The sequence below is a fragment of the Murdochiella vaginalis genome (assembly GCF_902381775.1).
In the GTDB taxonomy this organism is placed as follows: domain Bacteria; phylum Bacillota; class Clostridia; order Tissierellales; family Peptoniphilaceae; genus Murdochiella; species Murdochiella vaginalis.
Window position 1 is genome coordinate 303240 of sequence record NZ_LR698969.1, and the last position, 14155, is coordinate 317394.

Below are 14155 nucleotides of genomic sequence, written 5' to 3' on the forward strand. Positions count from 1 at the left end.
GAAAAGCCGGCCGATTCTGCCGAAAGAGAACATGCGATGCGGCTTCATAAGGAAGCCGCCTTCGGCGGCGTTTTTAAACTGCCTGCCGCAGGCAGGCGCATTATCTTGTAGAGTGGATTGCTGAAAAAAGCAAAACCACTCTACGCCCGTTCGCAACCCTGTAGAGTGGATTGCTGAAAAAGGCGAAACCACTCTACACCCGCTCTACGCCCACTCGTCATTTTGTAGAGTGGATTGGCAAAAAAAGAGAAAACACTCTACAGACGCTCGCGATCTTGTAGAGTGGAATCGTCAAAAACACAAAACCACTCTACACTTGCCTGCACGACGGTAGAGCGGTTTTGCCTTAATTGTAAATAAACACGATTTTTATGACCCGCGAAAAAATGGAGCGCCGCCGAAACCATTATTGGCGGCGCGTCTTCATAAGGAAGCCGCCTTCGGCGGCGTTTTAAACCGCCGGCCGAAGGCCGGCACCTTTCGGCGCCGCAACAGCACAAAAGCGGCGCCTTTTCCATCAGTTACAGCGCCTTTTATACGGCCGAAGGCCGGTCAAAACCATCGCCCGCCCTCCCCGCCAAGCCGTCCCGTTCGCGAGCCGCCTCTTCGACGAGCCGGAAGTAAAATTTTCCACAGAAGCGGTGCCGAGGAGAAGCGAGCGGCGAGCGGACGGGGCGGCTTGGATTGGGCGAAGCGAGCGGCGAGCGGACGAAGCGGCTTGTTCTGGGCATCTTAATGATTTTTTAAGAAATCCGGGCAAAATGCTCCTTCCGACACGATAGAATAAGGTAGAGCAAAAGGAGGGGACGATGAGCGAACAACGACTTCACATTCTCGTCTGCGACGATGATTTCGAAATTGTGCAGGCGATTCAGATTTATTTGGAGCGTGCCGGCTATACGGTGCACCATGCCTACAACGGGAAACAGGCGCTGGACGTGCTGGAGAAAGAGCCCATTCATCTGGTTTTGCTGGATATCATGATGCCGCTGATGGACGGGATGGAAGCCTTGACGCGCATTCGGGAAACGCGGTCGCTGCCGGTTATTCTGGTGTCGGCAAAAGGCGAAAGCAACGATAAGATTGACGGTTTGCTGGGCGGGGCAGACGACTACATCACGAAACCGTTTAATGCCAAGGAGCTGGTGGCGCGTGTTAAGAGCCAGCTGCGCCGTTATGTGCAATATCGTTCCTACGATCCCCGGGAAGATTTGGAAGGTGTCGTGCTTCGGCAAGGGACGCTGATTCTCAACCGTCGCAAGCAAAGCGTGGAGGTGGACGGCATGCCGCGATCGCTTACGCCGCTGGAATTTTCGATTCTTTGGCTGCTGATGGAACATCCGGGACGGCTGTATTCCAGCGAGGAAATATATGAAGCCGTATGGCAGGAGGATTCCGTGGGGTCGGTTGCGACGGTGGCAGTTCACATCCGCCATATTCGGGAAAAGATTGAAATTAATCCCCGGGAACCCCGGTATTTGAAAGTGATCTGGGGAAGAGGCTATCGCATAGAACCGCAGGGGGATCCGCAGCAGGCGGCGCAAAGCGCTGCGCAGCCCGATTCCGCAGAGGATTCGAAAGCAAAGAAACCTTGCGATACAGAAGCGAAGCAATAGCAGAAAGGAGGGCAACATGAAGGATCGTATTCAAAACGTAATGCAGCGAATGAAAGAAGTTCTGGCCGACTTACGTGCGAAAGAAACACCGACACATGAGAAACCGATGCAAGAAACACAGGATGCGCGCACAGAGACGGGATTTGACACATCGTTTGAAAAAACGGGGGAAACGTTGAAACAGGATGAACAAAAAACGCCTTCGGATGAGTTGCCGACGTTTCGGCGGCGCCGGGTTTGGCCGTACTTGGTGCTGAATGTGCTGGCTGCGGTCGTGCTCGGCCTTTCTCTGTATGCGCTGGCCTTGTTGCAGGATGGCAACCTGATTCATTGGTCAAGCGATGGAAGCACGACAGGAGGTTTTTCCCTTGCCGTCTTTGACGAAGCAAAAAGCGCCGTGGATCGAACACTGACATCCCAGAGCTGGTCCGAATTTGACAGTTTAGCGGGCGACACCCCCATTCCGCATACATTCGGATCCTGGTCATCCATACAACAAATCGATTACATGGCGGCGATTTCCGCGAAGCCCACCGCACAGGAAAAATTGAAAGCGGCGCAGACCTATTTGCAAGAATCGAAAAACGAAGAGACCGGATTCGCAATGGCTTCCGGGATCTTTTATACCAAAGCGGATCTACAGCATTGGATGCAAGTCGGTTTAAAGAAAGAAGCCACCGAGGTGGAGTTGCGCTTCGGGCATCACACCGATTTTCGGCCGAAGAAGAATAAAACGGACGATCCCTATGGGGAAGAGAGAATGAGCGGGAATGAGGAACGGTCCTATTCGGATGACGGATGGACGCCCGATATCATCCAGCAGGCGATTGAGGTGGCGAAACCGTTGTCGGCAGACTCGCTGTTGGCGGCGTCACAAGGCAATCTCGAAACGTATCGAGAATCCCTAACACAGTTGCAAAATACGCTTGACTTTTTGAAAACGAAAATGCGCCTTCCCGATATGGAAAAGCCGAGCAACGTGGAATATACGATATCCATCTTGAACGGCGCTAAAAAATTCACCAATGCGAATCGGGTGAAGGACAAAACGCCCGCGTGGAGTGCACCCATCACGGTGGAAGGTGGCTACTGCACGATCGGGACAGGGCTTTGGAAAGAGAAACTGTCGAACGGTGCTCCACCGATTCCGATGTTGCTCGCACAGGCCCATCTCTTCAATGCGCCGGGCATGAAAGTGACGTTTCGCATCGACACGACCTTGCAGGAGGCGGACGGGATACAGCTCTATATGGAGACGTTCCCGACCGCGCAAAAGGTGTCAAAAATCGCTGTGGTGGCGGCGGTCGTCTCCGGAATTCTCTGGCTTGCCACACTTTGTGTGACACTGGTCCGCACGACCAACGTCCATTTGCCGATGGTGCGCAAAATCGAGGGTGCCATTCCGATTGAAGTGTTGCTGGTGGCCTGTATCGCTTTTCTATGGATCACGGTGGGAGTGGCCATTGAAGTTCTTTACACCGTGGAAGGACAAGCGATGGCGCTGTTGCGCGATCCCTGGCACAATCCCTTCTGGATTGTCCTCATTCCGGGCTTGATCGTGTTTGATCTGGTCGGTTGGACGCTTCTATCCATGTTGTTCCGCAAAGCCCGTCAGGGACGCTTTTTCCGCGGCAGCATTCTTGGTGGCGTCGGTCGCGCGGTTCACAGAGTGTATCGCTCGTATCAGGATGGCTCCGCCGCGAAGCATCGCATCCTGGTGAAAGTGCTGTTGTTTTACCTCCTCTTGGGATTGCTGCTCGTGCTTGTGGCGGTGTTCTATTCGGATTTCTTCTGGATGCTGCTTTTGCTTACGGGATTTACGCTGCCCATAGCCTTTGCCTTGCAGCAGGATCGCAACGATGCTCGCATTCTGCAATCGATGCAGCACATTGCCGACGGTGACTGGCATGAGCGCCTAGACGAAGAGTCGTTTCACGGCGCTCATCGCGCGATGGCGAACCAAATCAACCGTTTTGATCAGAGCCTGCAGAATGCGGTGGAAAAAAGCTTGAAAAATGAGCGGATGCAGACGGAGCTCATCACGAACGTGTCGCATGATCTGCGAACACCGCTGACCTCCATCATTAATTATGTAGATCTTTTGCGCAGCCCGGATGCGACGGACGACGAGCGCACGCAATATCTGGACGTGCTGGCAAAGAAGGCCCAGCGCCTCAAGACGCTGATGAACGATCTTATCGACGTGTCGAAGGCGACGAGCGGCGCGGTTCAGCTGAATATGGAAATCATCGACTATGCCGAAGTGATCCGGCAGAGTCTTGCCGAAGCAGATTCCGGCTGGAAAAAGAATGCACTCACGCCGGTTGTGGACCTGCCGGAAGATCCGCTGTTTATTGAGGCGGACGGGCACAAGCTCTCGCGTGTGCTGGAAAATCTCTTCAGCAATGCCCAGAAATACAGCCAGGACGGCACGCGCGTCTACATTCAGTTGGAAGCGCAGGACCATCACGCGCTCTTTACGATCAAGAACACCTCGCGCTATGCCCTCAACATGTCCCCGGAAGAACTCTTGGAGCGTTTTAATCGTTCGGATAAGTCCCGCACCACCGAAGGCAGCGGCCTTGGCCTTTCCATCGCCGAGCAGCTGACCAAGCGCATGAACGGCCACCTTGCCCTCGACATTGATGGCGATCTCTTTAAGGCCTCGGTGGAGTTTCCACTGCACTAAATAAAGCCGCCCCGGCATCCTTCCTTGCGCCGCCGGCTTCTCCTCGGTGGGGTTGATAGGGAGGCTACCTTTCCGGCTCGTCGAAGATGCGGCGCGCGTAAGGATGCCGGGGCGGGGGTGATGTGCCGGTTGCAAGGCTGCGGAGTGCGAAATCCTCCTAGAGCATTAAAAAAAGAGAAGCGGAAGGAAGCGACGAGTCGTCGCTTCCTTTTTGATTGGGAACCGGCCAAGGGCGCATTATCTTGTAGAGTGAAATTATCAAAAAGGAGAATCCACTCTACGTCCGTTTGTGATCCTGTAGAGTTGAATAGCCAAAAATGCAAAACCACTCTACATTCATACGTGACCCTGTAGAGTGAATTGCTGAAAAAGGCGAAACCACTCTACACCCGCTCTACGCTCATTCGTCATTCTGTAGAGTGGATTGGCAAAAAAGGCAAAACCACTCTACATCCCCTCGCGATCTTGTAGAGTGGAATCGTCAAAAAGGCGAATTCACTCTACACTCGCTCGCGATCTTGTAGAGTGCAATCGTCAAAAACACAAAACCACTCTACACTTGCCTGCACGACGGTAGCGTGGTTTTGCTATAATTGCAGATCAACACGATTTCTATGACCCGCAAAGAAAAAAGGAGCGCCGCCGAAACCATTATTGGCGGCGCGGCTTCATAAGGAAGCCGCCTTCGGCGGCGTTTTAAATCGCCGGCCACAGGCCGGCACCTTCCGATAAAGAGAAAACATGGTATCATAAGAAAAAATAACTTTCGGCAGAAAAACGAAGGAAACAGCGATGGTGCAAGGAGAGGGCAGATGCCCTGTTTGGAGGCTTTTGCAAGACGGCCTTTCCGAAGCGGTTCACTTTTACAAGCAGCTTGCCGAAAGACGAGATAAGGGGATAGAAATGATTGATGTCTGTTTATTGGGCACGGGTGGCATGATGCCTTTGCCGGGGCGCCATCTGACGGCGCTTCTGCTACGTCATCAGGGGCACTCCGTGTTGATCGATTGCGGAGAGGGCACGCAGGTGGCCATCCGCAAATATGGCTGGTCCATGCACTCCATCGATGCCATTTTGTTTACGCACGTTCACGGCGATCATGTTGCCGGCATCAGCGGGCTGCTGTCTTCGATGAATACCGAAGGGCGCCGTGAGCCGGTGCATATTTATGGCCCGGATGCTGTGGAAGAAGTGGTGGCAAGCCTTTGCGTGGTGGTGGGCGTAAATTTTGAGGTGCATTTTCATCGCGTCGGCAAGATGCCCTTTTCCGTCGGCGCGCTGCAGGTGACGCCGTTTCCGGTGAAGCACAATATCACGTGCTACGGCTACCGCGTGGATCTGCCCCGACGTCCGAAATTTTTGCCGGAGAAGGCCAAAGCCTTGCAGATTCCCATTACGGAATGGCGGAAATTGCAGGCAGGCGAAAGTGTCATGGTCGGTCTTCGCCGTGTTCGCCCGGAAGAGGTGAGCGGCCCGAAACGCCGCGGATTATCCATTGTCTATTCTACGGATACGCGTCCGTGCGCAACCTTGGAGCGGGCAGCGAAGGACTGTGATCTCCTGATTACGGAGGGTATTTACGGCGATCGGGAAAAGACGAAAAGCGCGGAGGAAAAATGCCATATGACTGCTTGGGAAGCCGCGGATCTCGCCGCGCGTGCCGGCGCAAAGGAAACGTGGCTCACGCATTACAGCCCGTCGTTTCGCAATCCGGCGCAATATGCAGATGAGATGGCCAGAAAGAATTCATCCGTGCGCTTCGCATCCGATGGCTGGAAGCGTGTGCTGGATTTCGAGGAAGACTGAGTTTTCGGTACATGTTGAAGCGGTAGCAATACTCCCCGAAACATCCAAGAGACGATCGTCCCTGCGGCAGCAATACTCCACGACACATCCACGTGACAAACGTTCCTGTAGTTGAGACACCGAGAGAAAACGTCCATGCTATGCTCCTTCTATGGAGGACAAAGCATGAACGTTTTTTTCATTTCCATGGGATGGCTGTTGCCGGCCCTCATCGCTATTGGTGTATGGGATGAGCGGTATCGGCGCATACCCAACCGTGCTTTAGCGGTGTTATGTCTGCTCTATATCGCGGCTTGGCCCGTTCTGTCGCATACGCTGGACAACATTTCTCCGGACGCCTTCCTGCCGCTCTTTTTCAAGCGCCTGGCGGAAGCGGTCGGGGCACTTCTTGTTTCCGGACTTTTTTCTCTGTGGAAACCGAAAAGTCTGGGGATGGGGGACTGCAAATTGATGGCGGTCGTGGTTCTCTATCTCGGTTTCATGGAAGGCGCCACGTTGCTTTGGCTCGCGTTATTTTTCACCGGATTGCGTGGCCTTATTCAGCGCATGGGACAAAAAGAGAAAAAGATTCGTACATTGGCCTTTGCGCCGCAGGTTGCCGCAGCCGGGATTCTGTACTGCTTACTCCATCTGGCATGGAAGATACCATAGAAATGGAATTTAACCGTGTGCGATTCGACGCGCTTAGAAAAGAAGCGGGGCTAAACAGATTTATAATGACGCCGAGCAAATGGATGGAATCAACAGAAGCGACTGGAATCGATGGCGCTTTTTTGACGGATGTTAACCACCTAAGGGCCGCTTACAACAAGTTTTTACAAGAGATTGTAAGGCTTAAGCACATAAACGTTTCTTTCGCGGAAAGTGGTGGTGGTTTAGCGAAAACGCCTTTCCACCACCATCGTTTATCCCCTCGGCGATGGTGGGGATTTAGCGAAAACGCCTTTCCACCACCATCGTTTATCCCCTCGGCGATGGTGGGGATTTAGCGAAAACGCGTTTCCACCACCATCGTTTATCCCCTCGGTGATGGTGGGGATTTAGCGAAAATGCTTTTCCACCACCATCGCTTATGCCCTCGATGATGGTGGCAGTAAGTCGAAAACGGGCTTTCCCCACCATCGTTCATGCTCTCGCTAATGGTGGTGGTTTGGCGAAAACGGGCTTTCCCCACCATGGCCGCATAGGGGGCCAACTTGCCGTGTCGCTTTCCTTTCACAGACTTCTCTCTATGTTTTTTTCTTTTAGGTCTCACATCAATTGTATCTCTACACACATCAATTGTATCGTTACAGAACATAGTCACCGCGCTATGATTTTCGTTGCGTGTGAACAAAAAACATGACACAATAGTTGCGTATGTAAATCGCAATTTTGAGGAGGCATTATGATCGAACTGCAAGGCATTACGAAAAAATTCGGCGACAAGGTCGCCGTGGACCATCTTTCTTTGACGTTGGAACCGGGAACCATCACCGGTTTTATCGGCCCGAACGGCGCCGGCAAAACCACTACCATCCGAATGCTTTGCGGCATTCTTCGCCCGGATGAAGGGAAAATTACCATTAACGGCATTGACCTGCGACGCGATCCCATCAAGGCGAAAGAACAGTTTGCCTATGTTTCCGATGATCCCGACCTGTTTACGGCACTAAAGGGGACGGAATACATTAATTTTATCTGCGACATCTATCGCGTACCGAAAGAAGAACGCGAAGCACGCCTTCTGGAGCTGTTGGATACGTTTGAAATGCGTGAGGCGGTCGGGGATCGCATTTCCTCGTATTCCCATGGTATGCAACAGAAAATTCATATCATTGCCGCTCTAATGCATGAGCCGAATATTTGGATTATGGATGAGCCCATGACGGGTCTGGATCCGCAGGCTTCGTTCCTGCTCAAAAAACGCATGAAGGAGCACGCAGCGAAGGGCAACATTGTGTTGTTTTCGACGCACGTCCTCGAAGTGGCGGAAAAGCTTTGTGACCGCATTGCCATCATCAATAAAGGGCAGATGAAATACACCGGAACGCTGGAAGCCTTGCAACAACAGTATCCGAACCTGACGCTGGAGCAGATCTTCCTGCGCGTGACGGAATCGCGCGTCTTGGCGGAAGAGGAAAAAGATGCGCAAGACGGTGGGAATCATGTGCCCGGGCAAGACGCACAGGACGAACAGGAAGAGGAAGGACAGGAAGTATGAGCCGTTTTTGGAGTCTTGTGAAAGTCAACGCCATCCTGTCGCTTAACCGCAGCGGACAGACGCTAAACCGCAGCAAAAAAGCGAAAAGCAACGGCATGCTCGTCACGATCGCGCTTTTCCTTTTTGCCGGTGGCATGTTCTTTCTTTCCGGCCTGACGATGGCGCACAATTTTGCTTCGCTGGGGTTGATGCAACAGTATTTTGCCTACGCTTGCATGATGGGCTTGGCCATGACGACGACGGTCGTATTTACCTTCGCTGCGGCGACGCTGTTCTACTCGTCGGATGCGCAGGTGTATTTGGCTATGCCGCTGTCTCCACGGGAAATTTTGGGCGCAAAACTGGTCAGCCTTCTTCTGCAATCCTATCTGATGCAGCTGCTTATTTTTCTGCCGACCGCTCTTGCCGGCATAGTTTCGGCGTTTTCGCTGCAGAGTTTGTTGGCGTGGATCGTGCTCTTTTTCCTATTGCCGGTTGTCCCGGTTTGTCTTGTGACCGTCGTGATGCTGGTGTTGTTGCAGGTGGCACCGTTTCTGCGCAATGAAAGACGGCTTACGTTCTTTACCGGCCTGATTACCATTATCGGTGCGATCGGGGTGTCCTTTTCCATGCAGTTTTCCTCGAGAATGGCCTATGCGCAGGACGTCTCGATATCCACGCCGCAGTGGCTGGGCGTTCTCTTCCCGGTTTTCCGCTATGGGCAGGAAATGGCCTTCGGTACATCGGCAGCAGCGGCCGGCGCGTACGGCATGATGTTTTTAACGAGCGCCATTTGGATCGTCGTGACCTTTTTGTTGGCGTCCAAACTGTATTTTCCGATCCTCCTTTCCTTGGGCGGCGGGGAGCATGGGAAAGCGCTCACGAGCGAGGCGCTTCGTTCGTCCACCGGAAAGCAGCGCGGCATTCTGCTGAGTCTGGCTTCGCGGGAAATGAAGAGCATTGTGCGCGTACCGGCTTTCGTGCTGAACGCCGTCATGATGCCCTATGTTATGATTGCCGTCTCTGTCGGCGGGGCCGTGGTCGCCCTCGTCCGCGGAGGGGATGCCGCAGACTTTGGCATGCTTCGTGAATTCTTTCTCAGCATCACGGATACGCCGTCGACGGCGCTCGGCATCGGCACGCTGGCGGGATTGGCCATTGCGCTCATCGGCTCCATGGGAGGGCTGACCTCCACAACCATTTCGCGCGATGCACGGCATCTGGATTTTCTGAAATCCGTTCCGGTGCCGGCGTTTTCGGTCTTCATGGGCAAGTTTTTAGGAAGCGCCATCTTCGGCTTTGTGCCGATGGTGCTATTATGGATCCTCTGTTTTGTACTGCTTCCCTTTGTCCCGCTGGTGCATCTCACTCTGGTGGTCGTATCCCTTTTCACGTGTTATGGGATGCTTATGTGGGATTTAAGTATCGACATTTATTCGCCGAAACTCGATTGGATGGATGAACTCGGCGTGATTAAGCAGAATAAAAATGTGTTTATTTCGCAGATGAAAACCTTCGCGATGATGATACTGGTGGTTCCGCTGGTGGTCACCGGGCATTTGCAAGCAGCGGGAGCCCTTTTTGCCGGACTCTATGCGCTTTCGGGCTTGGTTTTGACAATTCTGCTGAAAAACAATGCGGACAAATGGCTCCTGCGCATCGGCGAGGGAAAATAGAACAGGGTAAAAAGAGCAAGTCCCGCAAGGGAGCGAGACATAACGAATCGAAGAAGTCGATTTTGCAAAGTCATGGCCATGCAAGCACAAGGAGGAAGAAATGCTTTCGGTAATCATTCCTGCATATAACGAACAAGCCGGTCTGGCGGTCACGTTTAAGACGCTGGAACAGGTGCTTTCTCCCCTGGACATGCCCTTTGAGCTGGTGTTTGTGGACGACGGTTCCCGAGATAAAACGTGGGAGATTATCCAACAACTCCGCCCGGTAAATAATGAAAACCGCGTGCAAGGGATTCACTTTAGTCGCAATTTCGGAAAAGAGGCGGCAATTTTTGCCGGTCTCGAGGCGGCCAATGGCGATTGCGTCGTGGTCATAGATGCCGATTTGCAGCATCCGCCGGAAAAAATTCTGGACATGGTGGCATTGTGGAAACAGGGCTACGAAGTGGTGGAGGGCATTAAAGAAGATCGCGGGGACGAGACCCGCGCACATCGCGGCTTTTCCAAGCTGTTTTATCGCCTAATCAGCCGTTTTTCGGGCCTGAACATGGCGGACAGCTCCGACTTTAAGCTGCTGGATCGCAAGGTGGTTGACGCCTTAAACCGCATGCCGGAGCGCAACACCTTCTTTCGCGCGATGTCCTTCTGGGCCGGCTATTCGCGCGCGACCGTGCGCTATCGCGTGCAGGATCGCCAATATGGCAAATCCAAATGGTCCACGTTTTCGCTTGTTCGCTACGCCATGCGAAACATCGCGTCTTTCTCCGTTCTTCCCATGCAGCTCGTTACCTTCATGGGCGCTGTTTTCTTTGTCGTTGCCGGCATCCTCTCGATTATCGCGCTCGTACAGAAGCTCTCCGGCCGCGCCCTGGGCGGCTTCACCACCGTCATCATTCTTCTGATGTTTACCGGCAGCATCATCATGTTCAGCCTCGGCATTATCGGCTTTTACATTGCCCAGATTGCGGAAGAGGTTAAGCGGCGTCCGCGTTATTTGGTGTCGGAGGAGTATCGTTCGGAAGAGTAAGGCTCCTTGGCATTCTTTGGAGGGGCCGGAAAGCGCTGATGCAACGGCTGTTATTACAAAAAAGGAAGCGACGGGTATCCGTCGCTTCCTTTTGAATTACATAGAGTATTTTTCTTCACCCCTATTTCAGCACCGACTTTTCCCAACACTCCGGCTTTTCATAGCCCATCAGCTCCACGACGGTCGCGGCAACATTGGCGAGGCCGGCGCGATTGGACAGCGATTCATCGAGAACGACATCCTTATCGGGGCTGACCGCGATGAAGGGAACGGGGTTGAGGGAATGCGAGGTTTTGGGCTCCACCGTGCCGGCTTTGGTTTTTTGGAGCATGTCATCGGAGTTGCCGTGATCGGCGGTGATGAGGACGGTGTAGCCGTGGGCAAGCGCGACGGGCACGACGCGGGAAAGGGCGAGATCGACGCTTTCAATGGCGATTTCGACCGAACGGAAGACGCCGGTATGGCCGACCATGTCGCCGTTGGCGTAATTGACACGCAAGAAACCGTATTGCTCGCTTTGAATGGCTTGTAGGAGTTGATCCGTCACTTCGGCGGATTTCATCCAGGGGCGCTGGTCGAAGGGAACATTATCGGAAGGCACTTCCACCCAGGTTTCCAGCGTTTCGGAAACTTTTTCGGAATTGTTGCCGTTCCAGAAATAGGTGACGTGACCGAATTTCTGGGTTTCCGCACAGGCGAATTCGTTGATGCCTTTGGAAACGAGAAATTCCGTCAGGGTATTCGTGATTTTTGGGGGATTCACAAGATAATGATGCGGAATGTGCAAATCGCCGTCGTATTCCAGCATGCCGGCATAGTAGACCTCCGGCCGCACCCCGCGATCAAAGGCGGTGAAGTCCTCGTCTTCAAAAGCCATCGAAATCTCTATGGCACGATCGCCGCGGAAATTGTAGAAGATTACACTGTCGCCATCCTGCATGGCTCCGACGGGTTGTCCGTTTTCACCAATCACAAAGGCGGGAAGATTCTGATCCACCTCGCCGGTTTCTTCACGCAGCGTGCAGTAGGCGTCAAGGGCGGAAGGGAACAGTCGGCCGTCCGCGGTTTTTCCGTGCACCTGGGCATCCCAGCCGCGCGCAACCATGGACCAATCCGCTTTGTAGCGATCCATGGTCGTTGTCATGCGACCGCCGCCGCTGGCAATGGCGCCATGGAACGTATCGTCATTGAGCGTAGCCAGGAAATTTTCCAGTTGGGTGAGATAGGTTTCGCCGGACGTCGGCGGCACATCACGGCCGTCCAACAGGGCATGAACAAAGACACGCCGGATGCCGGCAGCCTTTGCGGCGGTAATCATCGCCATCAGGTGATCGATATGAGAATGCACGTTGCCATCCGAAAGCAGACCGATGAAATGCAGCGCGCCGTCATGCGAAAGCGCATAGCCAAGCGTCTCTTTCCACGTGTCGGAAGCAAACAGCGAACCGTCGGCAATGGACTGGTTTACGAGTTTGGCGCCCTGTGCGTAAATCTGGCCGCAGCCGAGGGCGTTGTGTCCGACCTCGGAATTGCCCATGTCGTCATCGGTGGGAAGCCCGACCGCTACGCCATGCGCACGGAGCATGATCCAGGGATACTCTTCGCGAAGCCGATCCAAGGTCGGCGTGTATGCGGCTTTTACCGCATCGCCTTCTTCTTTATCAATAGGGCTGATGCCCACACCGTCCATGACGATGAGCACCACTTTTTTCTTGGGTGATTCCATACGTTGTGGATTCCTTTCTGTCTGTATCGCCGCGCCGCAGCGCCGGCGTCTATTCCCCGATATGCGAATAGTAATTCACGTTGTCGGTCTCCGCATGAGAGTCGAGATTTTCGGCCATGGCTTTGGCGAGGGCGCGGAGCTGTTCCAGATCCTCTTGTGTTGCGGCACTCTTCGCCTCCACGACGGGCTCGATGGCTTCAAACGGCTGTTTTTCCAGCCACGCCTGCATCTCCTTGACGGCCCCGCCGCTCCAGGAATAGTTGCCGACAATGCCCATGCTTTTATTTTGCATTTTATTCTCGGTCAAAATGTCGAAAAGCGTGCGCATGGGAAGGAACAGCGCGTTGTTATAGGTCGGTGCGCAGGCGATGAACCCGCGGTATTTCCAGATTTCCGTGGAGATAATCGACGGATGTGTTTTCGCCACGTCATAGAGATGAATGTTTTTCACGCCCTCTTCCGACAGGAAACGCGCCAGCATATCGGCCATGTGCTCGGTGTTGCCGTACATGGAACCGAAGGCGATGACGACGCCATTTTGGGAACGGCAGTTCGCCAGGTTGGTGTAAAGCGCCAAGATGTGTTCCGGATGCGTGCGCCAAATGGGGCCGTGCACCGGACAAATCATGTTGATCGTCAAGCCTTCCAGCTTTTTCAAGGCCTTTGCAGCCATGCGGGAATACTTGCCGACGATATTGGTGTAGTAGCGGCAGGCTTCTGCATAGACCGTCTCGATGTCACCGATTTCGTCGTCGAAAATTTTGCCGTCGAGTGCACCGAAACCGCCGAAAATATCCTGCGAGAAGAGGATGCCGTCGGTTTCTTCATAGCTGACCATGGATTCCGGCCAGTGCGTCATGGGGGTCATATGGAATGTCAGCTTGTGTTTGCCGAGGGAAAGCGAATCGCCTTCGCCGACGACCAGCGTGTTTTCTTCGTCGATGCCATAGAACTGGTTGAGCATCGCAAAGGTCTTTTTGTTGCCTACGAGCGTCACATCGGGGTAATAGCGGCGAATCAGCGGAACGGTCGAAGAATGATCCGGCTCGACGTGATGGATGACGAAGTAATCCAGCGTACGATCGCCGAGGGCGGTGCGCACTTTGGTCATGAAATCATCCGCCTGATGGGCATCCACCGAGTCAAGCAACGCGACTTTTTCATCCGTCGCCAAATAGGCATTGTACGCCACGCCCTTGGGCAGCGGCCATTGGTTTTCAAATAAAGGCTTCAGACGATCGTTCACACCGACATAGGTCAGCCAATCTGTAATGGGTGTACAATAGGTAATCATGAGTCCTCCTACATGGTTTATTCACGAGCCGCAAGGCTCGCTTGTTTTTATTTCTTCTTTATTGTAGTGCATAAGCCGAGGAAGGAAAAGAGACGAAAAAGGGGTAACAATTACACGCTATGGGCATAGCACTTTTCCC

Annotated in this window: 9 protein-coding genes; 7 read left to right on the forward strand and 2 right to left on the reverse strand. The window is 53.4% G+C overall.

The features are described from left to right. Window positions 1–809: 809 nt before the first annotated feature. From FXY30_RS01215 to FXY30_RS01250, 7 genes are all read left to right on the forward strand, one after another. Entirely contained in the window at window positions 810–1616 is an 807-nt protein-coding gene (locus FXY30_RS01215; protein ID WP_071705004.1) for a response regulator transcription factor, read from the forward strand. A gap of 16 nt (window positions 1617–1632) precedes the next feature. Beyond that, entirely contained in the window at window positions 1633–4305 is a 2673-nt protein-coding gene (locus FXY30_RS01220) for a sensor histidine kinase (RefSeq protein ID WP_071705005.1), read from the forward strand. A gap of 792 nt (window positions 4306–5097) precedes the next feature. Then, window positions 5098–6111 (forward strand): ribonuclease Z, encoded by a 1014-nt coding sequence (locus FXY30_RS01225; RefSeq protein WP_197675337.1) that lies wholly within the window; start codon window positions 5098–5100, stop codon window positions 6109–6111. Between the two features lie 165 nt (window positions 6112–6276). Continuing rightward, window positions 6277–6762, forward strand: coding sequence for a prepilin peptidase (locus tag FXY30_RS01230; RefSeq protein WP_071705006.1), 486 nt, complete (start codon window positions 6277–6279; stop codon window positions 6760–6762). A 736-nt stretch (window positions 6763–7498) separates the two neighbouring features. Continuing rightward, entirely contained in the window at window positions 7499–8314 is an 816-nt protein-coding gene (locus FXY30_RS01240; protein WP_071705008.1) for an ABC transporter ATP-binding protein, read from the forward strand. After that, a complete protein-coding gene (locus FXY30_RS01245) occupies window positions 8311–9969 on the forward strand; it encodes a eukaryotic translation initiation factor 6 (protein ID WP_071705009.1) in 1659 nt (552 codons plus the stop codon). The genes FXY30_RS01240 and FXY30_RS01245 overlap by 4 nt, the downstream gene beginning before the upstream one ends. 100 nt (window positions 9970–10069) lie before the next feature. Next, a complete protein-coding gene (locus FXY30_RS01250) occupies window positions 10070–10996 on the forward strand; it encodes a glycosyltransferase family 2 protein (protein WP_071705010.1) in 927 nt (308 codons plus the stop codon). 121 nt (window positions 10997–11117) lie between these two features. Here the strand turns inward: FXY30_RS01250 and gpmI are convergent, their stop codons facing one another. Together gpmI and FXY30_RS01260 are read right to left on the reverse strand one after the other, a co-directional pair. Next, complete coding sequence (gpmI, locus tag FXY30_RS01255) at window positions 11118–12722, reverse strand: 2,3-bisphosphoglycerate-independent phosphoglycerate mutase (protein WP_071705011.1); 1605 nt, start codon at window positions 12720–12722, stop codon at window positions 11118–11120. Window positions 12723–12771: 49 nt separating this feature from the next. Next, window positions 12772–14016 (reverse strand): FprA family A-type flavoprotein, encoded by a 1245-nt coding sequence (locus FXY30_RS01260; protein WP_071705012.1) that lies wholly within the window; start codon window positions 14014–14016, stop codon window positions 12772–12774. Window positions 14017–14155: the final 139 nt, after the last annotated feature.